This window comes from Comamonas sp. C11, from assembly GCF_024496285.1.
GTDB classification, from domain to species: Bacteria; Pseudomonadota; Gammaproteobacteria; order Burkholderiales; family Burkholderiaceae_C; genus Comamonas; species Comamonas testosteroni_F.
Genome location: NZ_CP101743.1, coordinates 2,662,071 through 2,687,971, shown reverse-complemented (window position 1 = coordinate 2,687,971; position 25,901 = coordinate 2,662,071). Strand labels below are relative to the sequence as shown.

Below are 25,901 nucleotides of genomic sequence, written 5' to 3'. Positions count from 1 at the left end.
CGCAGCGGCCTCGGCGGGCTCAATGAAAATCCCGGCTGTTCAGTCCGACCTCGGCAAACCGCCCCAGCCAGCGGGTCACATTCCTGGCCTTCATCACGACCAGATGACGAACCGCAGGTTCATCCCCTGTCCGGACCACAGGCATATCCCCTGCTGATTCCGACGCATCCAGTTGCGGGGCCGTGCTGCGCTGCCAGATGCCCTCCACGGCCAGCAGACGCGAGGCCAGCAATGCAGAGCGCCAGCGGGCAAAGGTCTGGCTCCAGACCACCAGGTTGATGACGCCGGTTTCGTCTTCGAGTGTGATGAACAGTGTGCCGTTGGCGGTAGGCGGTCGCTGGCGCACGGTGACGATGCCGCAGGCGCGCACCTTCTGGCCTGGCAGCATCTGACGCAGCTCGGCTGCAGTTTTCAGCCCGTGGCGCGCCAGCCGGGGACGCAGCAAGGCCAGCGGGTGGCGTCGCAGGCTCAGGCCGGTGGCGGCATAGTCGAACATGATTTCCTCGCCTTCGGCGGCCTGGGGCAGCTCAAGCCTCGGCTCATGAATGGCAGCCTGCGCAAAAATGGGCGGCAGACTGGCCTGCGCAGCAGCATCCCACATCTGCTGGCGGCGGTGGCCGGCCAGGCTGCGCAGCGCATCGGCCGCGGCCAGGGCTTCCATATCCGCCTTGTCCAGCCGGGCTCTGATGGCCAGATCGGCCACATCCACCAATGGGGATTTCCCCGCCTGCTCCTCAATGCGTAGTGCCGCAGCCTTGCCCAATCTGGCCACCCGGTTCAGCCCCAGGCGCACGGCAGGCTGGGGCTGAGCCACGCCGCGCATGGCTTGCAAAGGAGCTTCCAGCGTGCAATGCCAGTGGCTATGACAGACATCGACCGGCAGCACGCGCACTCCGTGTCGGCGCGCATCCTGCACCAGCTGGGACGGCGAATAAAAGCCCATGGGCTGGGCATTGAGCAGCGCCTGCAGAAAGATGGCCGGCTCATGGCGCTTGAGCCAGGCGCTCGCATAGGCCAGCAGCGCAAAGCTGTAGGCATGACTTTCGGGGAAGCCATATTCGCCAAAGCCCAGCATCTGCGCAAAGATGGCCTGAGCGAATTCCAGCTTGTAGCCACGCGCCACCATACCGTCGATCAACGGGCGCTCGAACTTGTGTACGCCGCCCTTGCGCTTCCAGGCCGCCATGGAGCGGCGCAGCTCATCAGCCTTGCCGGCCGAGAACTTGGCAGCATCCATGGCGATCTGCATCACCTGCTCCTGGAAAATAGGCACACCCAAAGTGCGCTTGAGCGCATTTTCGAGCTCCGGCTTTTCCAGCTTGAGCGGCAGCTTCCGACGTGCACGCTCGCGCGCAAGCAGATAAGGATGGACCATGCCGCCCTGAATCGGGCCGGGGCGCACGATGGCGACCTCTACCACCAAATCATAAAAAGTGCGCGGCTGCAGGCGCGGCAGCATGCTCATCTGGGCGCGGCTTTCGATCTGGAAAGTACCCACGGTATCGGCCTGGCAGATCATCTCGTAGGTCGCGGCATCCTCCTGCGGAATCTGGTGCAGCTCCCATGGCTCGCCACGCCAGCGGGCGCGCTCGTTCAGGGCATTGCGCAACATGGTGAGCATGCCCAGGGCCAGCACATCGACCTTGAGCAGGCCCACGACATCGAGATCGTCCTTGTCCCACTGAATGACGGAGCGCCTGGCCATCGTGGCAGGCTCCACGGGCACCAGCCGCGTGAGCTTGCCCTCGGTCAGCACAAAACCGCCCACATGCTGGCTGAGGTGGCGCGGGCTGTCCTTGAGCTGCCAGGCCAGCTCTGTCCAGAGGCGCAGCCGATGCGTGCCCACAGCGCAATGCATTTCGCGCGCCAGCACCTCGGCCTCCTGGAGCTTGCGCTGCACCCAGTCTTCGGGCAGTGCTTCGGGCGACTGATCCTCCTGTGCCGAATCCGCTGCCTCGGCATGCGTCTGTGCTTGCGCCTGGGCATGCTCGCTGAACCAGTACTGCCCCTTGGCCAGGGCATCGATCAGATCGGCAGGCAGGCCCAGCGCCTTGCCCACATCGCGCAGCGCGCTGCGGCTGCGCCAGCAGCTGACCACGGCCGTGAGCGCGGCGCGATCGCGCCCGTACTTGCCGTAGATGTACTGGATGACCTCTTCGCGCCGCGCATGCTCGAAGTCCACATCGATATCGGGTGGCTCGCTGCGCTCCTTGCTGATGAAGCGCTCGAACAGCAGATTGCCTCCATGCGGGTTTACCGCAGTGATGCCCAGGCAGTAGCAGACCGCAGAATTGGCCGCCGAGCCGCGCCCCTGGCAGAGAATGCCGACGCTGCGCGCATAGCGCACGATGTCATGCACGGTGAGAAAGTACATCTCGTACTTCTGATCCTCGATCAGCGCCAGCTCTTTGTGCAGTTGATCGTGCACGTCCTTGGGAATGCCCTGGGGATAGCGTCCCGCCGCGCCCTCCCAGGTCAGCCAGGCCAGGGTCTGCGTGGCCGTCATGCCGGGCAGCACGCTCTCCTGCGGATAGTGGTAGCAGATCTCGTCCAGACTGAAGCTGCAACGCCCGGCCAGCTCCAGCGTCGCCTCCAGCATGGCCCTGGGATAGAGCGAAGCCAGCCGCAGACGCGAGCGCAGATGCCGCTCGGCATTGGGCTGCAGTGCAAAGCCACATTCGGCCACGGTACACCCCATGCGGATCGCCGTGACCACATCCTGCAGCGGCTTGCGCGAGCGCGCATGCATATGGACATCCCCGCAGGCCAGCAAGCGCAGCCCCAGCGCCGCGCCCGCCTGCTGCAGGGTCTGCAGCCACAGGCTGTCGTCGGGCGCCAGGTGCAGCTCCGCACCCAGCCAGAGGTTTCCGGCATCAAGATAGCCTGAAGCGTTTTCCAAGCAAGCGATTACAGCCATCAAATCCGATGCATCCAGCATCCCGCGCTGCGGCAGCAGCAGGCACTCGCAGCCTTGATTCAGCAACTGCCAGGGGCTGGATTCATCGACCAGATACTCCCCTTTGGCAGTCCGGCTGCGTGCAACAGTGATGAATTCACAGAGATTGCCCCATCCCTGCAGATCACGCACCAGCACCACGATCCTGAGCAGTCCCCAGGCGAATTCGCTACCCTGAATCAGGTGCAGGCCGCAGTCCCGCGCCGCTTCAAAGGCGCGCACGGCACCGGCTACCGAGCATTCGTCGGTCAGCGCCAGCGCCGCATAGCCCAGGCTTTTGGCCCGGTGCACCAGCTCGGCAGGCGATGAAGCACCGCGCAGGAAACTGAAATGCGAGAGACAGTGCAGCTCGGCATAGGCCAGCGGCCCCCTGCCCATACCCTGAGCCACGGGACTGGCCGGTATGGCGGCAGGCGGCGGCCCCGCCAGCCGCAGAGCGGGAGCCGGTGGCTCGGCCATGATCTGCTCAGCCATACATGCCTTGCGCAAACCAGCTGGCAGGGCTGGCTGTCATGCTCATCAGGTGTTCGCTACGGGCGCGCTCGCGGTAAATCCAGACATGTCCGACCACGGCGTTATAGGCCACGAAATAGTCACGCTCGACGAGACCGGCCGGCGCGCCGGCCTGGGCATCGCCAACCGCATCCCACCAGCCGGACTCCAGCCTGTAGGGCCCTGCCCTGAGCTGCAGCGGCCCATGCCATTGAGGACGATTGCCCTGCACGGGCAAGGCCTGGGGCTGGTGCAGCAGCCAGGGCGGCCACAGGGCTTGCCAGGGGTCGGAACAATCGGGCTGACGGCCGCGATGCATGGCTTGCTGCCTGAGCTGCGCTCCTGCTCCAGCCTGGGTAGTGTCTCTTGCAGCAGCCGGATTCTTGCTCTGCAGCAAAGGTGCAGCAGCTTGCCAGCGCTGCATGCGCTCGGGGCGGTGGTCGGCCAGCGGCTGCACCATCTGCACGGCCTCCTCGCCCCAGCGGGCGCTCAGGCGTTCCACCCATTCATGCCAGGCAAGGCTGTCCGACGGGCTCTGACCCTGGGCGGCAGGCAGGCAGCTCAGCGGCTCGGCTGCCCAGGGCACCGTCTCCAGCGCCTGCAACTCCAGCATGTCCACGGGTGCTAGCCAGCGCTGCTGGCCCAGGTGCTCGCGCAGCAGGCGCTGCAAATGCGCCATGCCCTGCGTGGGCTGGGCTGTGCGGATGACAAGGGCTTCCCAGGCTGGCAGCTCCTGGCCGTCAATACGGCGCAGGTCATGGTGCCAGCGCAATTGCAGCGCCAGCACCGCATGGTGACGGGCCTGCAGCCAGGACTGCAGCGCGCGCAACAGCGGCTGCGCGGCATGAAGCACGGCATCGGCATGGTGAGCCGGATAACCCAGGTCGTGGCGCAGCTCGAACTGCTGAGGCAGCTGCAGCCAGTCAAGCGGCTGGGGCAGCAGACCATAGGCCTCGTCGAGCGCACGCAGAGCCTTGGCTCCAATACGGCGCGACAGCCCCGCGCGCGGCAGTGCGCGCACATCGCCCCAGCACCGACAGCCCAGGCGCAGCAGCACGGCGCTGTTCTGCTCCAGGGCGCTCAGTGTCCATAGCGGCAGGGCATCGGCATGCTGCGATGGCTCAGGCATGGGCAAGGAGACAGGGACGCAGCCGCAAGGCCGGCACTGCTGCAGCCGCAGCCGAGCCAAAGCCTGCCAGGCCGTGTCGCCCTGTCCGCGCAGCGGCTGCAATGCCGCATCGCCGCCCCCGGACTCCGGCAGGCCGGGCACAGCGGCCTGACAGGCTTGCGCAAAAGCACTGTCCAGCCGTGCCAGCAAGACCTCTCTCCCGCCCCAAAGACGCTGCACCATGCTGGTCTCCATGAGCAAGGCGTCTTCGAGCAATGCCACACGCGGCGAAAACTCCAGCGCCCACCAGCAGGCACTCTCAGCCACCGTGCTTGACTCGCTCAGGCAGGCCAGAGGCCAGGCCATCCAGTGCTCTGCACTGCCCATCTCATGCCTCCGTCATCCAAGGCGAGGCCGTTGCAGGAGCGGCGGATGTCATGCGCCCTTGCATGAGCATGGCGGCCTCCTCGCTTTGGCGCGCATGTCTTTGGGCCTGTGCCTGCAGCACGGGCTGCCAGGCCCACTGCGAAAGCGCGAGCTGTATGGGGCGCTCCAGCAAAGGCCCACGGCGCTTCAGAAGCTGTATCCGCAAACCCGGTGCCTGCTGGGCAACGGTGTCTGCCGTAACTCTCTCCAGTCTCAACCGCAATGCGGCGGGGGAGCTCAGCGGCTCGGCCGACAGCTCCTGCCATAGCCACAGAGGCCGGCCCTGCGAAGCGGCGGCCAACTGCAAGCGGCGCAGCGTGGACGCGGGAAGCTCGGGCAACCAGGCCAGCACCGCCAGCACATCCCGGCAATGCAGAGCCTGCTCGCAGGCCCAGGCCAGCTCCTGGGCACCGCGCCCCGGCTTGACCGCGCACAGCCGCTTTGCGTCAATACCGGCGGCCTGCAAGGCCGGAGCAAAAGGCAGATAGGGTGGAGCCACCAGCACCAGCTGCCCCATCCGCGCATCCCCGCGTGAAGCCGCATGCTGCCGGACACGGGCGGCCAGCGCGGGCAACAGCAAGGCCCACTCCGCATGACAGTGCGCGGGTTGCTGCAGCTGAATCAAGGCATTGCCGGGCCAGCCGCCGCCCGGCAACTCGGCATCCAGCGCAGCATGACCGCTGGGCCAGACCTGAGGGCCGGCGCCGGACTGCCAGTCCGTTCCGCGCCAGACACCGGGAATCCGTATGGCGGACAAATGCGGGCTGCCCGCAGCGGGCAGACCTGGCCGCACGCCCTGCTCTGCCCCTGTTTGCTGCCGGACAGACTCCATCATTCCGGGCGGTGAGCCAGGATGGGCAAAGGATGTCAGGGACTGGGTGTGCATGCGAAAATTCTTAAATACTGTACAAATATACAGTTATTCAAGTTTTAGCGCAAAACAAGACCTTAATATCGGCAGCAGATACGGCCGGCTCTTGTAGACCGGACGTCGTTCGCTATCAAAAATACTTTTTCAGGATGACGCACGCAGACGCGGCAACGCACGCCGCACTGCGGCGTGATGCACAGAATTTTGAAGAAATACCGGCTTAGCGCCCGTCAATCAAGCGCCTGCAGCTATCAAACTTGAGGCCAGCCGTCCCGGGCGGAACTCGTGGCCAATGCCTTCAATTCAGCGACGCCCTGTCAACATTCAGGACCGAATTGCGACCGGCATCTGGCATCAACTGGGCGCAGGCCTCGCACCATTCGGCCACGGCGACCTCCAGCATGGAGCCTCCCTGCCCCAGCGTGGGCCAGCGGCGCAGGCAGTCGTTCATGATGGCCTGCAACTGCCACAAGGCCTCACGGTTGACCAGGGCCAGCTCGCTCATGCCCAGAGCGTCATCCTTGAAGAATCTCAGGACATCCAGTTGCTGACTGGGATGAGAGCCTGCTTCGGCCAGTTGCTTTTGCAGCTGCGCAAGATTGCTCTCCACGGCCACCGCCGGCTGTGCATCGGGCATTTGCTGCCATTGCTCGGGAAAATCGAGCCTGAGTTCGCTCCATTTGCGCAGCGCAGCCTCCAGGGCCGCAATGCTGTGCGAGAACTCGGCCTGCAGCGGCGCCAAGGGCTTGCCGGGACTGATTTCGTCGTAGAGCAGCGGCAGAATCTGGTGCACCAGATCGGCCGGATAGCTTTTATGGTTCATGCGCAGCATCAGCGACAGACGCTGGCCCGGCATCTCCGTGAATTTCTCGAAGAAGGCCGAGACCACCTCGGCCAGCAACAGCACCTGACCCATGGACGAAATGGCATGGCCCTTGATGCCACGCGGATAGCCGGAACCATCCATGCGCTCATGGTGCTCGAGCACGGCAATCTCCACTGCACGCGAATACAGTTCGGTGCTGCGCACCACCAGCATGGCCGTGACGGAATGCGCGACCAGATGCTTGCGCTCCTCGCCGCTCAAGCGATAGTCCGGGTCGGTCCAGACGGGGTCCATGTAGAGCATGCCCACATCGTGCAGCAGCGCGGCCGTGGCCAGCGGCACGCATTCGCGCTCGGTCCAGCCGTTCTTGAGCGCCAGAAAGATCGCCACCAGCGTCATCTGCAGGCTGTGCTGGTAGAGGTCGGAGCGCTGCTCGCGCATGACGGTGAGCTTGAAGGCAATGGCCCGAGGCAGCAGCAGGCCCTTGAGCGGCGCCAGCAGACGCTCGATATCGCCGAGGGACGCCACCATGCGCTGCAACAGATCGACCTGCTCGCACAACTGGCGCGCCAGCGCGACCAGGGACGCCACGTCGACCAGATCGCCCGTGATCAGGTTGGCATCGATCGGGTCACGCAGCTTGTGCATGACCAGACGGTCATAGAGACGACTGTCAACACGTGTGCCTTTGTCTACCAGTTTCATGCCCTTGTCGGTATAGATTGCATCGCCCGTCATCACCTCCGTATGCTCGGCCATATCGGTGACTGTGCGCAAAAAATGTACATCGGTCTCGTGCCCTTGCGCACCAGCGTTCTCACTCATCAAAGCGCTCTGTTTCTGTCTGCTCAATCAAACCCAATTGTTGCAGATTGCAATAATTTGTGGGCCGCAATTAAAGCAAAAACAGCTTGCATCGCTTGCCCTATCGACCCCGACAGCTATTAATTCTGCCAATGCGGCAGAAAAAGGCGCAAAAAAGAACCGCCGCAGCGGTTCTTGCCCGTGAGAGCGGCACCGCTTATTTCAGCAGCGTCACACCCGTCTTGGACTGGATCTCGTCAAAGCTCACGCCATCGGCCAGCTCCACCAGCTTCAGACCTTCGGGAGTCACGTCCATCACGCCCAGATCGGTGATGATGCGATCCACCACGCCCAGACCCGTCAGCGGCAGGGTGCAGCTGGGCAGGATCTTCAGGTCGGTCGTGCCGTCCTTTTTCTTGGCCACATGTTCCATGAGCACGATGACGCGCTTGACGCCCGCCACCAGGTCCATGGCCCCGCCCATGCCCTTGACCATCTTGCCGGGAATCATCCAGTTGGCCAGATCGCCTTTTTCGGACACCTGCATGGCGCCCAGAATGGACAGATTGATCTTGCCGCCGCGAATCATGGCAAACGACTGGTCAGAGCCGAAGATGGCCGAGCCGGGAAGCGTGGTCACAGTCTGCTTGCCGGCGTTGATCAGGTCGGCGTCGACCTGGTCTTCGGTCGGGAAGGGGCCGATGCCCAGCATGCCGTTCTCGGACTGCAGCCACACTTCCTTGTCACCCGTGTGGTTGGCCACCAGTGTGGGAATGCCGATACCGAGGTTGACGTAGAAGCCGTCTTCGAGTTCTTGGGCCGCGCGCGCGGCCATCTGGTCTTGGGTCCAAGGCATGACAGCTCCTTATTTCTTCTCGGTGATGGTGCGCTTTTCGATGCGCTTTTCGGGGTTGGCGTTGTGCACGATGCGGTGTACATAGATGCCGGGCAGATGGATGTCGTCGGGGGCGATCTCGCCGACTTCCACCAGTTCCTCGACCTCCACCACGCAGACCTTGCCGCAGGTGGCTGCCGCAGGGTTGAAGTTGCGCGCCGTCAGGCGGAACTGCAGATTGCCGCTCTTGTCCGCACGCCAGGCCTTGACCAGGGACACATCGGCCACGATGGCGCGCTCCATCACATAGGTCTCGCCGTCGAATTCGCGCAATTCCTTGCCCTCTGCCACCAGCGTGCCCACACCGGTCTTGGTGAAGAAGGCGGGAATGCCGGCGCCACCGGCGCGCATCTTCTCGGCCAGCGTGCCCTGAGGCGTGAACTCCAGCTCCAGCTCACCGGCCAGGTACTGGCGCTCGAACTCCTTGTTCTCGCCCACATAGCTGGAGATCATCTTCTTGACCTGGCGGGTGTCCAGCAGCTTGCCCAGACCAAAGCCGTCCACGCCGGCGTTGTTGGATGCCACCGTGAGGTTCTTGACGCCGCTGGCGCAAACCGCATCGATCAGGGCCTCGGGAATGCCGCACAGGCCGAAGCCGCCAACAGCCAGCAATTGCCCGTCGGCCACCACGCCCTGCAGCGCCGCTTCTGCGGATGGGTAGAGCTTTTTCACACATGTCTCCTTGAAATTGGATGCGCTACGATACTACGTACTTGAGTAAGTAGTTTTTCGTAAAGAGCAGTACCATGGTTGTGGATTACCGGCTGGCGTTCGATGCCGCCCCTGTAGGTCTCGTCATCTCGCGCAACCGCATCATGATTGACTGTAATCGGCAATTGTGTGAAATGTTCCATGCCTCGCGCGAGGTACTCATAGGACAGACCTTCCAGGTGCTATACCCCAGCGTTGACGAATACGAGCGCCTGGGCGCGCGCATCGCTCCCATCCTGAACACCACGGGCATCTATTCCGACAACCGCATCATGAAGCGCGCCAATGGCGAGGTGTTCTGGTGCCATGTCAGCGGCCGCACGCTGGACCGCAACGACCCCCATGCCTCGGGCATCTGGAGCTTCGAGGACCTCTCGGCCCATCGCCCCGTCAAGGCCGAGCTCACGGGCCGCGAACGCGAAGTGGCTGCACGTCTTCTCGAAGGCATGACCAGCAAGGAAATCGGCAAGGCACTGGCCATCAGCCATCGCACCGTGGAAATCTACCGCGCCCGGCTGATGCGCAAATATGGTGCCTCCACCGCAGCCGATCTGGTGCACAAGCTGGTAGCCGGCTGAGCCGCTGCCACAGTCGAGGCCAGGTAGGTCAACGACCTGATTTGATGGCTCATGCTTGTGCAAACAGGCAGGCTCGCATACGCTCAAAAAGTCACAGTCTCAGTCACTTTGCGAAGTACCTGAACCCGACTTTGCGTCGGCTCAAGACTCGACCCATATTTCTTTCTATGGCGCTGCTTAGTAATTTCAATAGCACAACACGCCCTTCAGGCCAGCCGCGCACCGATAATTCATCTCAACCAATCGCTAATAGCTATTAAGTTGAATTGATTGATATCAATCATTGATTGATGTCTGTTTCCTGGACCTACCGACCTGTCGGATCGTTGAAATGGAGAGCCCCATGACTACTGAATCCAAGTGCCCCTTCCACCAAGGACAGAACAGCGAAACCGCCGCCGCAGGCAACGCCACCAGCAACAAGGACTGGTGGCCCAATCAGCTGCGCGTGGATTTGCTGAGCCAGCACTCCGCCAAAAGCAACCCCTTGGGTGAAGACTTCAACTACGCCCAGGCTTTCCAGAAGCTGGACTATGAAGCCGTCAAACGCGACCTGCGTGCCCTGATGACCGACTCGCAGGACTGGTGGCCTGCAGACTTCGGCCACTACGGCCCTCAGTTCATCCGCATGGCCTGGCACGCAGCCGGCACCTATCGCATTCAGGACGGTCGAGGCGGCGCGGGCCGCGCCCAGCAGCGCTTTGCCCCGCTCAACAGCTGGCCTGACAACGTCAACATCGACAAGTCGCGCCGCCTGCTGTGGCCGATCAAGCAAAAGTACGGCAGCCAGATTTCCTGGGGCGACCTGATGATGCTGTGCGGCAACGTCGCACTGGAAACCATGGGATTCCGCACCTTCGGCTTCGGCGGCGGCCGCGTCGACACCTGGGAACCCGATCAGGACGTGTACTGGGGCGCAGAGAAGGAATGGCTGGCCCCCACCCAGAACCCACACAGCCGCTACAGTGGCGAGCGCGACCTCGAGAACCCGCTGGCCGCCGTGCAGATGGGTCTGATCTATGTCAACCCCGAAGGCCCGGACGGCAATGGTGACCCCCTTTCGGCCGCGCATGACATCCGCGACACCTTTGCCCGCATGGCCATGGATGACGAGGAAACCGTGGCGCTGATCGCCGGTGGCCACACCTTCGGCAAGACCCATGGTGCGGGCCCCGCCAGCCATGTGGGCGCCGAACCCGAAGCCGCCGGCCTGGAAGCCCAGGGCCTGGGCTGGGCCAGCAGCTACAAGTCAGGCAAGGCCGGAGACGCCATCACCTCGGGCCTGGAAGTGACCTGGACCCAGACTCCTGCACAGTGGAGCAATTTCTTCTTCGAGAACCTGTTCAAGTACGAATGGGTGCAGGAAAAAAGCCCTGCCGGTGCCATTCAGTGGGTTGCCAAGGACGCTGGCGATGTCATCCCCGACGCGCATGGCGGCCCCAACAAAAAGCCCACCATGCTGACCACCGACCTGTCGCTGCGCATGGACCCGGCCTACGAGAAGATCTCGCGCCGCTTCCTCGAAAACCCGCAGGCTTTCGCCGAAGCCTTTGCCCGCGCCTGGTTCAAGCTGACCCACCGCGACATGGGCCCGCGTGCACGCTATCTGGGCCCCGAAGTACCCCGGGAAGAGCTGATCTGGCAAGACCCCATCCCGGCGGTCAAGCATGAACTGGTCAACGACGCCGATGTGGCCGCCCTCAAGGCCAGGCTGCTGGCATCGGGCCTGTCGGTGCAGGAGCTGGTGGCCACGGCCTGGGCATCGGCCTCCACCTTCCGTGGTTCGGACAAGCGCGGCGGCGCCAACGGTGCCCGCATCCGCCTGGCTCCGCAAAAGGACTGGGCAGCCAACAACCCCGCGCAACTGGCCAAGGTACTGGGCAAGCTCGAGGAAATCCAGCGCGAGTTCAACAAGGCGGCCGAGGGCGACAAGCGCATCTCGCTGGCTGACCTGATCGTGCTGGCCGGCAGCGCAGGCGTTGAAAAAGCGGCCGCAGACGCCGGAGTGAAGATCAACGTGCCCTTCACTCCCGGTCGCGGCGACGCCAGCGACGAGCAGACCGATGCCGAATCCTTCGCGCCGCTGGAGCCCAAGGCCGACGGCTTCCGCAACCACCTGCAAGGACGCTTCCCGGCACCCGCCGAAGCCTTGCTGATCGACAAGGCCCAGTTGCTGACGCTCACGGCACCCGAGATGACCGTGCTGATCGGCGGCCTGCGTGCCATCAACATCAACACCGCCGGCAACCACGGCGTGCTGACCCAGACTCCGGGCAAGCTGACGAACGACTTCTTCGTCAACCTGCTGGACATGGGCACACAGTGGCAGCCCCTGGAGGATGGCAACTACGAAGGCGTGGACCGCAAGAGCGGCGCCAGGAAGTGGACCGGCACCCGCGTGGATCTGGTCTTCGGCTCGAACGCCATTCTGCGCGCCGTGGCCGAGGTCTATGCCGAGAAGGGCAACGAGCAGAAGTTCTACCAGGACTTCGTCGCTGCCTGGGTCAAGGTCATGGAACTGGACCGCTTCGACCTGAGGAAGTAATGGGGCGCGCCGGGGTGAAAGCCCCGGCTCCAGAAAATCCCAAAAGAAAGAGCTGCCAGCGCCTGTCAATCAAGCGCTGGCAGCTCTTTTTTCAGGAGCAACACATCACATCTCCAGCTCGACCGCTTCCTGCGACAGATCCCAGCCCAGCACAAAGACACGGTACTGGTTCTGTCCGCTGTCATCGCTCCAGACCTCGGGGCCGAACTCGCTCATATTGCCGTTCAGACTCAGTCCTTCGCGCAGCGCGCTGGAATCGGTCTGCTCGGCCAGCACATAACGGCCGCTGCCGGTACGCAGGCGACCCGCCCGGAAGACTGCTTGAAGGCGACGACGGTGGCTTGTTCTGACATAAGGACTCCTTCGCTATTGTTGGCTGTTGCTGGTTGCAGCCAAGTCTAATCAGGCCAGGGCTCGGCGAAAGTCCTGCTATGGCGGCCTGTGTGTTCCGCCCGTAGGACGATCTCCGTTAGGCTAGCGACATCTCCGCAATCAGGCACCACAAACCATGCTTTTCATTCTGTTCAAACTTCTGCACCTTCTGGCCATCATCATCTGGGTGGGCGGCATGTTCTTCGCGCACTTCTTTCTGCGTCCTGCCGTCCAGGGTCTGCAGTCGCCCGAGCGCGTGACGCTGATGCATGGCGTGCTGCAGCGCTTTTTTGCCTGGGTCATGGTGCTGGTGGTCGTCGTGCTGGCCACCGGCATCGGCATGATTGGCAGCATTCACGCCATGGCCGCCCAGGCCGGCGGCCGGTTCAACATGCCGGTCAACTGGATCGTGATGAGCATTCTGGGCCTGGTGATGATGGCCGTGTTCGGTCATATCCGCTTCGCACTGTTCAAGCGCCTGGATGCGGCCGTGCAACTCAAGGACTGGCCCGCGGGCGGCAAGGCGCTGGAGAGCATCCGCAAATGGGTTTCGCTCAATCTGGCCCTGGGCCTGGTGATCGTGGTCGTGCTGCGCGTGCCGCTCTGATCCTGAAGCAGTCTTTGCGAGCCCGGTCTTCATGGCCGGGCTTTTTTATGAGCCCGGAAAAGCTCTGGCGTATACCAACAATGCGCAAACTGCTTTTATTTTCATAGCAACAAAAACAGGTACTGCACAGGCAGGCCAGGCTCCATTCAAAACCTTGCTGACATTTTTTTGCAGCTGCACAATAATTGCCAACTCAATCATTGACCAAACAAATATTGGTGGCGCCATTGCAAAACCAGACCGACCCCATCATCGACCCGCAGGACGAGTCCAGCTTCTTCTACCAGGCAGGGGTCTACGCGCCGGACAAAAGCATAGGCTTTCTCATGCGGCGCGTACTCAGCTCCATCCTGCAGCTGGCCGACGCCCAGCTGGCCGAGCAAGGACTGACCTATGTGCAGTGGCTGCCGCTGTACAAGCTGCTGATCTGCTCCGACACCAATAGCAGCACGCTGGCCAAGGACCTGGGCATGGACCCGGCTTCGGTGACGCGCGCGCTGGACCGCATCGAGGCCAAGGGGCTGCTGCGTCGCGAGCGCTCCACCACCGACCGGCGCGTGGTGCATCTGGTGCTCACCGAGGAGGGGCGCAGCGTCGCCACCCAGGTGCCCAAGGTGCTGACCAAGGTGCTCAACGGCCATTTGCGCGGCTTCAGCCACAGCGAATGCACGCTGATGCTGTCCATGCTGCAGCGCATGCTGGTCAACGGCGATGCGCTGCGCGAGGCCCTGACCCAGGAGCCGGACAAGCCCCCCATCCAAACGAACGAGGCAGGCCGCGTCCCCAGGGACTAGTCTGGCCTGCTGCCTGCTTCTTTCACCGCCCTATTTCAATAAAAACCACTGGCACTTTTCCATGACTTCTAGACCTTCACGCAAACCCGCCACCGGGTACACCCCCGGCCGTTCGCTGCTGGCAATCGCAGCACTGGCCGCCGTGCTCGCGCTGGCAGGCTGTGCCTCGCAAGGGCCGGCGCACCAGCCGCTGGCACGGCTGGGCTCGGCCGATGTCGGCCTGAGCGACTCCGCCAGCCTCAGCGCTGCGGACGCCACGGCCCTCGCCTCCTCCCAATGGTGGACAGGTCTGGGCGATGCCCAGCTCAACCAGCTCATCGATCAGGCCCTGGCCGGCAGCCCCAGCCTGGCCGCCAGCAACGCCCGCTTTGAAAAAGCCGCAGCCCTGGCCACGGCCAGCAGCACGGCCGGCGATGTGCACGGAACGCTGAGCGCCGACGCCACACGCCAGCGCTACACGGCCAACGGCATGATTCCCGCCCCCATTGCGGGCAATATCTACAACAGCGGCAATCTGCAGGCCGGCCTGTCCTGGTCGCCCGATTTCTTCGGCAAGCATGCCGCTGACTTGCAGGCCGCACTGGGCCAGGCACGCGCGGCCAAGGCCGACAGCGCCGCCGCCGCCAACCAGCTGGCCGCACAGGTGGCGCGCAGCTATATCGCGCTGGCCCGGCTGATTGCCCAGAAGGATGTGGCAGAGCGCACGCTGGGCCAGCGCCAGTCATTGCTGAACCTGAGCGAGCAGCGCACCAGGGCGGGCCTGGACAGCCAGGTGGAGCTGACCCAGGCCCAGGCCGGCATGCCCGATGCCCAGACCCAGATCGAGATGCTCGGCGAGCAGATCACGCTGGCGCGCCGCACGATTGCCGTGCTCTGCGCCCAGGCGCCCGATGCGCAAAATACGCTCTCGCCCCGACTGTCGGTGCTGCGCATCCAGCCCGTGCCCCAGGCTCTGGGCGCGGATCTGCTGGGCCGCCGCCCCGATGTGGTTGCCGCGCGCTGGCGCGTGGAAGCGGCCACGCAAGGCATTGAATCCGCCAGGGCCGACTTCTACCCCGATGTGAATCTGACGGCCTTTGTGGGTCTGAACGCGCTGGGCCTGGACAATCTGCTGCAGGGCAGCTCGCGCCAGATGGGCATCACGCCTGCGCTGCGCCTGCCGATCTTCGACGGCAAGCGCCTGCGCGCCCAGCTGCGCGGCAAACAGGCCGATCTCGACACCGCCATCGCCCAGTACAACGGCGCCGTGCTCGATGCCGTCAAACAGGCGGGCGACGCCATTGCCTCCGTGCAATCACTGCAGCGCCAGCAGCAGCTGCAAACCGAGTCGCTGTCCAAGGCCGAGCGGGCCTATGACTTTGCCGTGCAGCGCTATCAGGCCGGCCTGGGCAGCCAGATCACCGTGCTCAACACCGAAACCCAGCTCATCAACCAGCGTCGCCTGGCCGTGGACCTGCAGGCGCGCGAGCTGGACACCCGCGTGGCCCTGGCCGCAGCCCTGGGCGGCGGCTGGAGCGACGACACCCCGGCTGTTGCCGTGCAATAGACATCGGGCTCAAAAAATCAATAGCTGCTACCGCTTTACTGCCATTGAATTCAAGGCAGAAACACTCTCAATTCATTGATTGACAAGCGTCAGAAGCTCCTCTTTTTCAATAGCGCAAAACCGCTTCACAGATAACAAAGCGCCAACATCATGACCGACACCAAGCCTACTCAGAACGCTCCCCAAGCTCCTGCGGCAGCTACGCCCAGCGCCAACCCTGCGGGCCGCCGCAAGGGCCTGACCATCGTGGCGGCCGCGGTCGCCGTGGCCGCCATCGCCTGGGGCGGCTGGCACTGGATGGTGGCCCGCAACTACCAGACCACGGACAACGCCTATGTGGCCGGCAATGTGGTGCAGATCACGCCCCAGGTCGGCGGCACCGTGATCAGCATCGGCGCCGACGATACCGACTATGTCCGGGCCGGCCAGTTGCTGGTGCAGCTGGACCCTGCCGACTATCTGGTGCAACTGGCCCAGGCCGAGTCGCAGCTGGCCCAGACCGCGCGCCAGACCCGCACCCTGTATGCCAACAACGCCCCGCTGGCCGCCCAGGTCGCCCAGCGCGAGGCCGATCTGCTGCGCCTCAAGGCCGATGCAGCCAAGGCCAACGACGATGTGGCACGCCGCCGCCCGCTCACGGCCACCGGCGCCGTGGGCAAGGAAGAGTTTGACCATGCCAAGGCGCTGGCCACGGCCGCCAGCAACGCCGTGGCGGCCGCCGAAGCCGCCGTGCGCGCTGCCAAGGCCCAGCTAACGGCCGCCGAAGCCCAGACCAAGGGCACGACGGCCGAGGACTTCCCTGCCGTCATGGCGGCCGCAGCCAAGGTGCGCGAGGCCTATCTGGCCCTGCAGCGCACGCGGCTGATCGCCCCTGTGGACGGTTTTGTGGCCAAGCGCGGCGTGCAACTGGGCCAGCGCGTGGCCGCCGGCTCGCCGCTGCTGACCGTGGTCGATCTGCACAAGCTCTGGGTGGATGCCAACTTCAAGGAAAGCCAGCTGGCCGATCTGCGCATGGGCCAGAAGGTGGAGCTGACCGCCGATGTCTACGGCGACAAGACCACGTACGAAGGCAAGGTCGTGGGCCTGGGCGCGGGCACGGGTGCGGCGTTTGCGCTGCTGCCCGCGCAGAACGCCACCGGCAACTGGATCAAGGTGGTGCAGCGCGTTCCCGTGCGCATCAGCCTCGAGCCCGAAGCGCTCAAGCAGCACCCGCTGCGTGTGGGCCTGTCCATGGACGTGAAGGTCGATATCCGCGACAAGGACGGCCAGGCCCTGGCCAGCACGCCGCGCACCGAGCCCGTGGCCCAGACCACCGTCTATGACGGCAGCCTGGCCCAGGCCGAGCAGCGCATCCAGCACATCATCGCCGGCGACAAGCTGCCTGCGCTGACCCAGCTGGCCGATCTGCCCGCCCCGGCACCGGCCGCTGCCGCCCAGCCCACTGCCCAGCCTGCGCAATAAGACGCGGAATCAGCCATGACTTCCACGACCTCTGCCAACCCCGGTGCGGGCGCCTCGCCACCGGCTCCGGCGGCCCGCCCCATGCCACCAGCCATCGCCCCGCTCAAGGGCGCGCAGCTCGCCCTGGGCACGCTGGCACTATCGCTGGCCACCTTCATGAACGTGCTGGACTCCTCCATCGCCAACGTGGCCATTCCGGCCATCTCCGGCGATGTGGGCGTCAGCCCCAGCCAGGGCACCTGGGTCATCACCAGCTTTGGTGTGGCCAATGCCATCTCCGTGCCGCTGACGGGCTGGCTCACCCAGCGCTTCGGCGCCGTGCGCCTGTTCACCATGAGCGTGCTGCTGTTCGTGCTGACCTCCTGGCTCTGCGGCTTTGCCTCGTCGCTGGAGATGCTGGTGCTGTTCCGCGTGCTGCAAGGCGCCGTGGCCGGCCCCATGATTCCGCTGTCGCAGACTCTGCTGCTGTCCAGCTATCCGCCCGCCAAGGCCGGTGTGGCGCTATCGCTCTGGGGTGTGACCACGCTGGTCGCGCCCGTGGTGGGGCCGCTGCTGGGCGGCTGGATCACGGACAATATTTCCTGGCCCTGGATCTTCTACATCAACGTGCCCGTGGGCCTGCTCTCGGCCCTCATGACCTGGAGCATCTACCGCAACCGCGAAACGCCCACCCGCAAGCTGCCTATCGACACCGTGGGCCTGTCCCTGCTCGTGCTCTGGGTGGCGGCGCTGCAGCTGATGCTGGACAAGGGCAAGGAACTGGACTGGTTTGCCTCCAATGAAATCATCGCCTTTGCGGTGATCGCTGTCGTGGCTTTTGCCGTGTTCGTGGTCTGGGAGCTGACCGACGCCCATCCCGTCGTCGATCTGCGCCTGTTCAAGAGGCGCAACTTCGCGGCCGGCTCGATCGCGCTGTCGATCGCCTATGGTCTGTTCTTCGGCAATGTGGTGCTGCTGCCGCTGTGGCTGCAGCAATGGATGGGCTACACCTCCACCTCGGCCGGCCTGGCCCTGGCGCCCGTTGGCCTGCTGGCCATCCTGCTCACGCCCATGGTGGGCCGCAAGGTCGGTGTCTGGGACCCGCGCAAGATGGCCACGATTGCCTTCATCGTGTTTGCCATGGTGCTGTGGATGCGCTCGAAGTTCACCGTGGAGACCGACTTCGCCCATATCCTGATTCCCACGCTGATCCAGGGCGGCGCCATGGCCTTCTTCTTCATTCCGCTGACCACCATCACGCTGAGCGGACTGACGCCGGACCGCATTCCTGCCGCCGCAGGTCTGTCCAACTTCGTGCGGATCACGGCCGGCGCCATGGGCACCTCGATTGCCACCACGCTCTGGGAAAGCCGGGCTTCCATGCACCATGCGCATCTGACCGAGCTGCTGGTGCAGGGCCAGGGAACGTTTGCCAGCACGGTCAGAAACCTGCAGGCAGCAGGCATGAGTGCCGAGCAGGCCTATGCTCAGATCAACCGGCTGATCGATCAGCAGGCCTTCACGCGGGCCGCCGACGACATCTTTCTGGCATCGTCCTTTCTGTTCCTGAGCCTGATCGTGCTGATCTGGTTCACCAAGCGCCCGGCCTCTGCCGCAGGAGGCGCCGACGCGGCCGCCGGCGCACACTGAAGGACTTTAGAAAAAATTGGCTGGAAACGCTTGAACAACAAGCGCTTTCAGCTATTTTTTTGATAGTTTTCAATTACCGGCAGCCTGCTTGTTTCCGGTGAAAATGGGCGCTGTTGCATAAATCAAGTTTGAGGCGAGCCTCCCCAAACCCGGCCGTAGCTAGGCCACGGCTGCCGTCTGAGGACTGCCCAGCTCAGTGAATCGGTTCAATATGGCTGCCCTGATTGCAGCTCGTTGACTTGGCGCTCAAAGGTGCGAGACATCACTCGTTCACCCAATCGTTTAATGCAGTTCATCTTGGTCTCCACCAAGCTTCACCGGTGGTAGCCAATCCAGCGCTTCCAGATGCTTCAACCCAGCCGCCTGCACGAGTCAATCGCAGCATTGCGATACCCAAACACAGCCCCCTTGCGGATTCGAGCATTCTTGCGCGGAGGAATGATGGGAATGGCGCCGTGCCTGACGACCGCTTCGTAGGCAGGCTGTGTGGCAGGTGCAAGCCTGCTTTGCTGGGGGAGTATGGAATCTAAACATTCAAATCTCGCTGCCACCGGCACAGGGTGCTGAAACGTGAGACCGGACGATCACAGGGATCATACTGATAACGGGTGACGGTCCCTTCTAACCTGTGTTCTTCCAGCAATAGCGCACCTGTTGGAAGCGGCATAGCAACAACTGGCACTGATTATTAATGGATTGATGGTGCAGGAGGCCGCTCCTGCGCATCCCTGCGCTCGCGGTATTCGTACATCCTGTACAGCACAGCGGGCTAATTATCGGAGGGGGAAAAGACATGAAGACAATAATCATTAACGAGCCGGAACTCCCCCCCGATCAAGCCTGGGCACTGGCACAGTTCACCAAACGGCTAACCTGGGATGGCATGCGGGCTTGTGCCATGAATGAGGAAGAAACCTATCTGATCTGGGATGCGATCTATCAGTTGCAGACGGCGCTGGCCGTGGCGGGATTTGCGCCACGCTAATCGCTGAGTAAGATATTCAAAGAGGCCAGCAATGCTGGCCTCTTTGTTTAGCAGCCGAATATTATCAAAGTAGCATGTCATCATGCACACTCTAATATCTCTGATGTTGTACTATTAATGTCATGCTTTTCCCTCCACATTTTTAATGTGGTTCAAGTTAAGTTCAATGTGTTGCCTTTTTGCATACATCAAAATATCGCTCATAGTGGACAGAGCATCAAATTGATTGTCATAATCAGTATCATCGATAAAAACATCAAACAATGAACACCATAGCTTTACAATAATCCCTTCACTGGCTATTGGATGATTATTATAAGGAGACGAGAATAGGTCCCTTACAGAACCAATTAAGTCAAACACATCAGTCTCTTTCTTACCTATACCATCCTGTATTTCATTTATTTTTTTGTTAAAAAATCATTATAATTTTCAGGCATCAGTTAACTCCGGGAAACCTAGTTGATTGTTCTATCGGAATGTGAACGTCATTACTTGTTTTTGAATTGTAATGTGGGCTGCTGGGATTAAATACACCAGGAGGGTTATAAGTCCCACTCGCATCCATACTCTTCTTACCATCAAGTATTCTGACGACCCATCCTTTACTGGCATTGTAGCCTGGTGGTGCTGAAGGATCTATCCTATGGATACGGACTGTTGTAGTGCCACCGTCTGCATTTTTCCATTTATACTCATATCCGTAATCACCGGTATGGCCCTTTGGAGGGGTCAATTTACGTACTTTTGCATTACCAGGAATGGTAATAAGTTCTGAGCCGTCTACTCTTTTGATTTTATTTCCTGATAGAGTACATTTCAGCCCCAACGGATCAATCCAAGTAAGAGAATTAGGCACATATGTATACAGGTTCACTCCCCGCCAGTCCTATAGGATCCTGCTGCGTAAACCGTCCTATATCAGGGTCATAATACCTAAACAGGTTATAATGTAATCCAGTTTCCCGGTCAAGGTATTGCCCCTGAAAACGCAGGTTTTGATGCCGGTGAGTTACTTGGGTGTTGGCTGCACTCTATCATCCCAGCCATATAGCTATTTATGCACCTGGGACTCCATCGCTTGCCGCCTACAAGCAACTCGAAGTATTTTGGGTATATATGCAACTCAAATTCATCTCGGTACCTCATACTCATCAACATAAACTTCGACTTCTTCCTTTAACCAACCTATTTCTTTTAACCATAAATTCATATTAGCCAAAAAATCTTTCACATCTAAATTTTCAAATTTATATTTCTTAAATTTAGTACAAAAGAAATCATAAAAATAATGGCTCAAATAAAATCGTTGCCAATCTTTAGAAAGAGTTTGATATTTATCCTCACTGACAGTAATGTCACAGTAAAGAGTATTATCTTTTTTGACGAATCTCAAGCTTGAGGCCCTTTTATACTCATCAGGGAGGCATCGAAAAACAAAGAACATCTCAATATTACATTTTGAATATTTTTTTTCTATTTTTTCAAACACAGACTCTAGTTCCTCAGAAATAAGAGAAACCAATGTCAACCCAGAAGTGTCTGATGATTGTTGTATTTTCATATTACTCCATACTTAATGGCTACATTTTTTTCCTGGGGGCTTGTGTCCTTTCCAAGATTCATAACCCTTAATTTTCAATCGTTCCCAAAAACGATTAGTGCTTTTATTTTTACCACTAAATATTGTCTCATATTTAAGTCCCATTCTCTTAAGCCAAGATGCAGAGTATCGTTTTGTCGGGTTTTTTGTCTCACCTATTTTCCAAAGCTCCCCTTTTTTTAAGAACACCTGACCAACAGGTGATTCCCCCCCACTCTATAACATCATACCAACCATCTTTAAGAGCAGTTAATGCATACAACTCATCTAATCCAAACGGATCAGCCCAAACCATTGGGTTCTTTGTAAATCTATAAAGATTGCTCCCGCCTTCCAACCCAATCGGATCCTGCTGCGTAAACCGTCCTATATCAGGGTCATAATACCTAAACAGGTTATAATGTAATCCAGTTTCCCGGTCAAGGTATTGCCCTTGCAAGCGCAGATTTTGATGCCGGTGATGGAGGTTGGCATCCCCCGTTTCAAGGCTGGCTTTACCCCAGGAGTTGCACGTACCCCGCCAGTATTCGTTGCCCTGAGCTTCTGGCAGGCCATTGGGCTGGCAGTGATAATAATAGACTTGGGCTGTTTCCCTGCCATCTATCCGGGCCAGTGGCGCATAGCTCTTCTGGTCTTCATAGACGTAGACCAGCGGCACCCGTCGCGCTCTTCCGCCAGCAATCGCAGCCCCTCCCAGATAAACCGGGTCTCTGAGGTGACAATGGGGACGGTAACTTCGTTCTCCGGGTAGTCGCGCGGTGCCCTGTACTGATAACGGATACCCTGATAGTGTTTGATTCGCCATTTTCATTGCGCAAGGCCACCAGCCGGGTGCGCCCCCCTCGGCACCCCGGGCTTCGATAGGGCGGCCTGCCTTATCGTAGTCATACTGCAGGCTTTCATCCTGTGCGTCGGTCACTTCCACCAAGAAATGCCGTTTATCATCACGATAATGGGTAGGTTGTGCAGAACACTCAGTACTCTTGACCAATTGCCCACGCATGTTATAGGTAAACTGGCTGGTGCCGCCCTTGGCATCCGTATACTCGATGACTTGTCCAAACTGAACACGGCTGTAACGCCGTTGCTGGCCCAGCGCATCCGTTTTGCTTCCAGCAATAGCGCACCTGTTGGAAGCGGCATAGCAGAAACTGTGCGCTGATTATCAATGGATTGATGGTACAGGAGGCCGCTCCTGCGCATCCCTGTGCTCGCGGCATTCGTACATCCTGTACAGCACAGCGGGCTAATTATCGGAGGGGGAAGAAGGCATGCAGACAATCATCATTAACGAGCCGGAACTCACCCCCGATCAAGCCTGGGCGCTGGCCCAGTTCGTCAAGCAGGTGGACTGGATCGGTATGCGGGCTTATGCAGTGAATGACGAAGAAGCCTATTTGATCCGGGATGCTATCTACCAACTGCAAAAAACATTGGCCTGGGCAGGCTTTGCGCCACGATAGAGCAACAGCGGATTAAGCATAAAAAAACCGGAGTGATCGAGGATCCTCCGGTTTTTTATGTTCGCCTTACTACAACCGACGGTAAATATCTCTTAGCTCAGCCGAGAATTTTTTTTGATTGGGTATTCTCAGCGCCTTCAAGTAATTATCAAGTTGATCTGGTTTATATTTTAACAAGTAATATCGGATTAAATAACCAACTAAAAAGCTATTATAAAAGGGTAAAACCTCTATAACTTCGTCTCGTTCATCCTCGTCTTTATCCTGATCATCCTCATCATCACTCACTTCTGCTAACGTCATTCCCACGAACTTGACAAGCTTGTCTTTATCGCTTGTGCATAGGAGACCTAGATCTTCAAGTGATAGCCCGGATTTATTGACCATTCCAGCTTCAATATTAAATACTTGGCTTGGTGGTATCTCAGGATTTACGTTCAACGAAAGGTCAACAGTAACCTTGTTGAGCAAGTTAATATAACTATCTGTTTTCACGAACTCTCTTAAATCAATAGTCGTTACCATGAGTTGGTCCCTTTTATAATCTTAATTAAGTCATAACCCGTATGCCTATATGGATCCATCGAAGCATGGCCCCACGGCGTTGTCGGTTCAAGGTTCCAAACTTCATGCGCTTTAGGAGAACCACTACGCTGTGGTAAATATTTGTGGTGAATCTCCATTCGGATATCTTTTGTCTCAATAATCCCTTTGTTTTATTATAAACCTGCACCCGCATCTTAGGATGCGTTACCCTGACTCATCAATTCTAGATTCTTCTGCGAATATTTATGGGGATTTGTTTTCGCTTCATTTTTCCAGAAATCTTTCTTCGCTGTACTCCAGCATTTCAGCCCCAACGGATCAATCCAAGTAAGGGGATTCGGTGCATACGCATACAAATCCCCCCCCCCGCCAACCCAATCGGATCCTGCTGCGTAAACCGTCCTATATCAGGGTCATAATACCTGAACAGGTTATAATGTAATCCAGTTTCCCGGTCAAAGTATTGCCCTTGCAAACGCAGATTTTGATGCCGGTGTCAAGCGACGCAGGAAAACCTGCAACTCCTTGACGACCTGGGTATCGCCCCTGGCCAGGGCACAGCTCAACCCTTGCTGCCAGGCGGCTCGCGCCGCCTGCGCATCGCCCAGCGCCAGCTCCACCTTGCCCAGCTGCTTCCAGGCGACGGAGTATTCGGCATCCAGTGCCGTGGCCTTGCGCAGATGCTCGCGCGCCACGGCCATCTGCTCGTCGTCGGCATAGGCCTTGCCCAGGGTATAGCGCAGCAGCGCACCGTCCTTGCCGGCCGCCAGCATGCTCTCCAGATTGTGAACCATGGGATTCATGTGCATTTGCTCCTCAGACAGCGAGTGTCGCATTCACCCCGTCGGATCATTGGAATGGCCGTCCCGGCGATACGGCCTCTTGCAATCCTGCTCTTGCAGCGCCGCAAACCGTCCCAAACTGCGGCCAATGCTCAATAAGGCGCCTGATCTTGTTTCGCAAACCAAGTCTCTCCACCTCCATCTCCGACTACGAGGACTCGCCCCAGTATTCCGGCGGGCGCTTTCGCAACACGTATCCACGTCCTGCCAACAGTCCCAAGCCCGATGCCGGGACGCTATGGAAGTTCTTATTCAACAAGCCGGCCGATTCCCAGCCAGGCAAGGCACTGCCCGTTTTGCCACTGAGCACGGCCGAGCTGAACCTCGCGCCCGAGCGCAGCCTCTATCGCCTGGGCCATTCGACCTTGCTGATGAAGCTGCGCGGCGGCTGGTGGCTGACGGACCCCGTGTTTTCCGAGCGAGCCTCCCCACTGCCGTTTGCCGGCCCCAAGCGCTTCCATGCCCCGCCGATTGCCCTGGACGAGTTGCCTGCCTTGCGCGGCGTGCTGCTCTCGCATGACCACTACGACCATCTGGACCGCGCCACCATCCGCGTGCTCGCGCCCAAGGTAGGCGTTTTTCTGTGCCCTTTGGGAGTGGGAGACAGACTGGCAGCCTGGGGCGTGCCGGCCGACAAGATCGTGCAGCACGACTGGTGGCAAGGCAGCGAGTTCGACGGCCTGCGTTTCACGGCCACGCCGGCCCAGCATTTCTCGGGACGCAGCCTGCGCGACGGCAACCGCACGCTATGGGCATCCTGGACCATAGAAGATCACCAGGCCGACAGGCCGCTGCGCGTCTTCTTCAGCGGCGATGGCGGCTACTTCGACGGTTTTGCCGAAATCGGCAGGCACTTCGGCCCCTTCGATGTCACATTGATGGAGACCGGCGCCTACGATGCCCACTGGCCCTATGTCCATATGCATCCGGCCCAGACCGTGCAGGCACACCGGGATCTCGGCGGCCAATGGCTGCTGCCCATACACAACGGCACTTTCAACCTGGCCATGCATGCCTGGTGGGACCCCTTCGAGCAGATTATGAGTCTGGGCAGGCAGCACGGCATAGAGATCGCCACGCCCATGATGGGCGAGCGCCTGGACCTGGGCGCTCCGCATGCGGGCTCGGCCTGGTGGCGCGCCTGCGCCGAGGCCGATATCAAGGAACTGGACCTGCGCCCTGCGCAACCCTGAAATGCTGCCGACATGGCCGACAATGCCCTCATGGACATTTCGCGCATTTCACACCTTGGCGCAGCCTGCGCCGCGTCACTGACCGCCTTGCTGCTCAGTGCCTGCTCCCACCTCTCCGATGGCAGTCGGACCAAGCTGCCTCCGGGCGCCGGCACCGCGAGCACGGTTTCCGAGCGGCCGGAGCCTGCGCCGGCTCCGCCATTGGACACGCAGCACAGGCGGTCACAGAGCATGGAATGGCCTGCATGGATCAAGGCAGATTGCACACCCGTCGCCCAGCTCGATCGGCAACCACAGCCACGCCGCCACACCACGCCGATCATCAGTGCCAGCTGGTTTCCTCAAGGACTGGAAACCATGGTGATCTTCCGCCTGGAGGTCACTGCTCAGGGCGAACTCGGCCGTGTGGCCTATCAGCCCGCCGATACCGATCCCCGCATCGTGAAGTCCATCATGCGCTCGCTCGAGCGCTGGAAATTCAAGCCCGGCATGCGCCAGGGCCAGGCCGTGACTGCCTGCTTCGAGCAGCCCTACCAACTGGTGTTTCCGCGCCAGGAGATCGAATCCCCAGAATCTCCGTCCTTGAATACCGAGACACGGTGAGTACACAGACCCAATCCGGACGAACTGTGCTCGAAAACCCCAAAA

Annotated in this window: 25 protein-coding genes and 3 pseudogenes; 11 read left to right on the top strand and 17 right to left on the bottom strand. The window is 60.4% G+C overall.

What is annotated here, in order from left to right; translation table 11 throughout:
- Nucleotides 1-19 precede the first annotated feature (19 nt).
- The 6 genes from dnaE to NOX35_RS12260 form a co-directional block, all read right to left on the bottom strand.
- The gene (gene dnaE, locus NOX35_RS12285; protein WP_256496751.1) at nt 20-3,430 is read right to left on the bottom strand and encodes a DNA polymerase III subunit alpha; all 3,411 of its coding nucleotides are present in this window, start codon (nt 3,428-3,430) and stop codon (nt 20-22) included.
- On the bottom strand, nt 3,423-4,943 hold the full coding sequence (locus NOX35_RS12280; protein ID WP_256496750.1) for a hypothetical protein: 1,521 nt from the start codon (nt 4,941-4,943) through the stop codon (nt 3,423-3,425). Before NOX35_RS12280 ends, dnaE begins: the two co-directional genes overlap by 8 nt.
- Before the next feature lies 1 nt (nt 4,944).
- A complete protein-coding gene (imuA, locus tag NOX35_RS12275; RefSeq protein ID WP_256496749.1) occupies nt 4,945-5,868 on the bottom strand; it encodes a translesion DNA synthesis-associated protein ImuA in 924 nt (307 codons plus the stop codon).
- 283 nt (nt 5,869-6,151) lie between these two features.
- A complete protein-coding gene (locus NOX35_RS12270) occupies nt 6,152-7,504 on the bottom strand; it encodes an HD-GYP domain-containing protein (RefSeq protein ID WP_182286936.1) in 1,353 nt (450 codons plus the stop codon).
- 196 nt (nt 7,505-7,700) lie between these two features.
- A complete protein-coding gene (locus tag NOX35_RS12265) occupies nt 7,701-8,339 on the bottom strand; it encodes a 3-oxoacid CoA-transferase subunit B (RefSeq protein ID WP_012838252.1) in 639 nt (212 codons plus the stop codon).
- Between the two features lie 9 nt (nt 8,340-8,348).
- Entirely contained in the window at nt 8,349-9,050 is a 702-nt protein-coding gene (locus NOX35_RS12260) for a CoA transferase subunit A (protein ID WP_182286935.1), read from the bottom strand.
- A 74-nt stretch (nt 9,051-9,124) separates the two neighbouring features.
- Between NOX35_RS12260 and NOX35_RS12255 the strand changes: the two genes are divergently transcribed.
- Both NOX35_RS12255 and katG read left to right on the top strand, forming a co-directional pair.
- On the top strand, nt 9,125-9,667 hold the full coding sequence (locus tag NOX35_RS12255; RefSeq protein WP_003055436.1) for a PAS and helix-turn-helix domain-containing protein: 543 nt from the start codon (nt 9,125-9,127) through the stop codon (nt 9,665-9,667).
- A 343-nt stretch (nt 9,668-10,010) separates the two neighbouring features.
- Entirely contained in the window at nt 10,011-12,212 is a 2,202-nt protein-coding gene (katG, locus tag NOX35_RS12250) for a catalase/peroxidase HPI (protein ID WP_256496748.1), read from the top strand.
- 105 nt (nt 12,213-12,317) lie between these two features.
- Here katG and NOX35_RS12245 read toward each other — a convergent pair whose 3' ends face one another.
- Nucleotides 12,318-12,488 (bottom strand): hypothetical protein, encoded by a 171-nt coding sequence (locus tag NOX35_RS12245; RefSeq protein WP_256496747.1) that lies wholly within the window; start codon nt 12,486-12,488, stop codon nt 12,318-12,320.
- 232 nt (nt 12,489-12,720) lie between these two features.
- Between NOX35_RS12245 and NOX35_RS12240 the strand changes: the two genes are divergently transcribed.
- The 5 genes from NOX35_RS12240 to NOX35_RS12220 all read left to right on the top strand — a co-directional run bounded on the left by NOX35_RS12240 (nt 12,721) and on the right by NOX35_RS12220 (nt 18,621).
- Nucleotides 12,721-13,191 (top strand): CopD family protein, encoded by a 471-nt coding sequence (locus tag NOX35_RS12240; protein WP_256496746.1) that lies wholly within the window; start codon nt 12,721-12,723, stop codon nt 13,189-13,191.
- Nucleotides 13,192-13,409: 218 nt separating this feature from the next.
- Nucleotides 13,410-13,985: a MarR family winged helix-turn-helix transcriptional regulator gene (locus NOX35_RS12235; RefSeq protein ID WP_182286931.1), complete on the top strand. Its 576-nt coding sequence runs from the start codon at nt 13,410-13,412 to the stop codon at nt 13,983-13,985.
- Between the two features lie 61 nt (nt 13,986-14,046).
- Nucleotides 14,047-15,531 (top strand): efflux transporter outer membrane subunit, encoded by a 1,485-nt coding sequence (locus NOX35_RS12230; RefSeq protein WP_256496745.1) that lies wholly within the window; start codon nt 14,047-14,049, stop codon nt 15,529-15,531.
- A 150-nt stretch (nt 15,532-15,681) separates the two neighbouring features.
- Nucleotides 15,682-16,992, top strand: a complete 1,311-nt coding sequence (locus NOX35_RS12225; protein ID WP_182286929.1) for an HlyD family efflux transporter periplasmic adaptor subunit — start codon at nt 15,682-15,684, stop codon at nt 16,990-16,992.
- 15 nt (nt 16,993-17,007) lie between these two features.
- Entirely contained in the window at nt 17,008-18,621 is a 1,614-nt protein-coding gene (locus NOX35_RS12220; protein WP_305881702.1) for a DHA2 family efflux MFS transporter permease subunit, read from the top strand.
- A gap of 159 nt (nt 18,622-18,780) precedes the next feature.
- Here the strand turns inward: NOX35_RS12220 and NOX35_RS12215 are convergent.
- Nucleotides 18,781-19,109: pseudogene (locus NOX35_RS12215) on the bottom strand (transposase); the annotation flags it as partial.
- Nucleotides 19,110-19,414: 305 nt separating this feature from the next.
- Between NOX35_RS12215 and NOX35_RS12210 the strand changes: the two are divergent.
- On the top strand, nt 19,415-19,606 hold the full coding sequence (locus NOX35_RS12210; protein WP_256496744.1) for a hypothetical protein: 192 nt from the start codon (nt 19,415-19,417) through the stop codon (nt 19,604-19,606).
- Nucleotides 19,607-19,726: 120 nt separating this feature from the next.
- On the opposite strand, the gene NOX35_RS12205 is transcribed toward NOX35_RS12210, so the two are convergent.
- The 6 genes and pseudogenes from NOX35_RS12205 to NOX35_RS12185 all read right to left on the bottom strand — a co-directional run bounded on the left by NOX35_RS12205 (nt 19,727) and on the right by NOX35_RS12185 (nt 22,305).
- Nucleotides 19,727-19,969: a hypothetical protein gene (locus NOX35_RS12205; protein ID WP_256496743.1), complete on the bottom strand. Its 243-nt coding sequence runs from the start codon at nt 19,967-19,969 to the stop codon at nt 19,727-19,729.
- A gap of 76 nt (nt 19,970-20,045) precedes the next feature.
- Complete coding sequence (locus NOX35_RS12200) at nt 20,046-20,435, bottom strand: polymorphic toxin type 30 domain-containing protein (protein ID WP_256496918.1); 390 nt, start codon at nt 20,433-20,435, stop codon at nt 20,046-20,048.
- Nucleotides 20,427-20,607, bottom strand: a pseudogene (locus tag NOX35_RS12195) (RHS repeat-associated core domain-containing protein); the annotation flags it as partial. The pseudogene NOX35_RS12195 and the gene NOX35_RS12200, both read right to left, overlap by 9 nt.
- Nucleotides 20,608-20,738: 131 nt before the next feature.
- Nucleotides 20,739-21,170, bottom strand: coding sequence for a hypothetical protein (locus NOX35_RS12190; RefSeq protein WP_182286926.1), 432 nt, complete (start codon nt 21,168-21,170; stop codon nt 20,739-20,741).
- A gap of 12 nt (nt 21,171-21,182) precedes the next feature.
- Nucleotides 21,183-21,398 (bottom strand): hypothetical protein, encoded by a 216-nt coding sequence (locus NOX35_RS28785; protein ID WP_182286925.1) that lies wholly within the window; start codon nt 21,396-21,398, stop codon nt 21,183-21,185.
- Nucleotides 21,361-22,305, bottom strand: a complete 945-nt coding sequence (locus tag NOX35_RS12185) for an RHS repeat-associated core domain-containing protein (RefSeq protein WP_371878544.1) — start codon at nt 22,303-22,305, stop codon at nt 21,361-21,363. Before NOX35_RS12185 ends, NOX35_RS28785 begins: the two co-directional genes overlap by 38 nt.
- A gap of 175 nt (nt 22,306-22,480) precedes the next feature.
- Here NOX35_RS12185 and NOX35_RS12180 point away from each other — a divergent pair, with 175 nt between their 5' ends.
- Complete coding sequence (locus tag NOX35_RS12180; RefSeq protein WP_256496741.1) at nt 22,481-22,672, top strand: hypothetical protein; 192 nt, start codon at nt 22,481-22,483, stop codon at nt 22,670-22,672.
- A 69-nt stretch (nt 22,673-22,741) separates the two neighbouring features.
- Here the strand turns inward: NOX35_RS12180 and NOX35_RS12175 are convergent, their stop codons facing one another.
- The 3 genes and pseudogenes from NOX35_RS12175 to NOX35_RS12165 form a co-directional block, all read right to left on the bottom strand.
- On the bottom strand, nt 22,742-23,167 hold the full coding sequence (locus NOX35_RS12175) for a hypothetical protein (protein WP_256496740.1): 426 nt from the start codon (nt 23,165-23,167) through the stop codon (nt 22,742-22,744).
- A 356-nt stretch (nt 23,168-23,523) separates the two neighbouring features.
- Nucleotides 23,524-23,705 (bottom strand): annotated as a pseudogene (locus NOX35_RS12170) (RHS repeat-associated core domain-containing protein); the annotation flags it as partial.
- Nucleotides 23,674-24,021 carry a hypothetical protein gene (locus NOX35_RS12165; protein WP_182286916.1) on the bottom strand — a complete coding sequence of 116 codons (348 nt, stop codon included), beginning with the start codon at nt 24,019-24,021 and terminating at the stop codon, nt 23,674-23,676. The pseudogene NOX35_RS12170 and the gene NOX35_RS12165, both read right to left, overlap by 32 nt.
- A 149-nt stretch (nt 24,022-24,170) precedes the next feature.
- Between NOX35_RS12165 and NOX35_RS12160 the strand changes: the two genes are divergently transcribed.
- On the top strand, nt 24,171-25,253 hold the full coding sequence (locus tag NOX35_RS12160; RefSeq protein ID WP_256496738.1) for an MBL fold metallo-hydrolase: 1,083 nt from the start codon (nt 24,171-24,173) through the stop codon (nt 25,251-25,253).
- Between the two features lie 12 nt (nt 25,254-25,265).
- On the top strand, nt 25,266-25,856 hold the full coding sequence (locus NOX35_RS12155; RefSeq protein WP_182286914.1) for a hypothetical protein: 591 nt from the start codon (nt 25,266-25,268) through the stop codon (nt 25,854-25,856).
- Nucleotides 25,857-25,901: the final 45 nt, after the last annotated feature.